This is a genomic window from Bowmanella dokdonensis, assembly GCF_017254865.1.
GTDB classification, from domain to species: Bacteria; Pseudomonadota; Gammaproteobacteria; order Enterobacterales; family Alteromonadaceae; genus Bowmanella; species Bowmanella dokdonensis.
Map to the genome: position 1 here is coordinate 1 of NZ_JAFKCV010000401.1, position 284 is coordinate 284.

Sequence of the window (284 nt, forward strand, 5' to 3'; positions counted from 1 at the left end):
GTTAGTGCTGAGCAGTTAGGTATAGGCGAGCTGGCTGTGAGACAACCGCTTAGGGTAATTGTTGATAGCCGCAATCAATTAACACCGGAGTATCGACTTTTTCAAACCCCCGGTCCTGTCTTACTTGCGAATAAGTCCGTTAGTCCGCATTTATATGGGCAGCAGGTACGTCAGTGGCAATGCCAGGATAAAGGCAAGCGAGTGAGCTTACCTGCGTTGATGGCCCATTTGGCCGAGTCCGGCGTTAACAATCTATGGGTTGAAGCTGGTGCGGCCTTGGCGGG

At 51.8% G+C, this 284-nt stretch carries 1 protein-coding gene; it reads left to right on the forward strand.

The window, feature by feature from the left end; translation table 11 throughout:
- Positions 1 to 36: 36 nt before the first annotated feature.
- Positions 37 to 284, forward strand: a 248-nt coding sequence (locus J0A66_RS23065; protein ID WP_206576102.1) for a dihydrofolate reductase family protein, incomplete at its 3' end; no start/stop codon positions are given.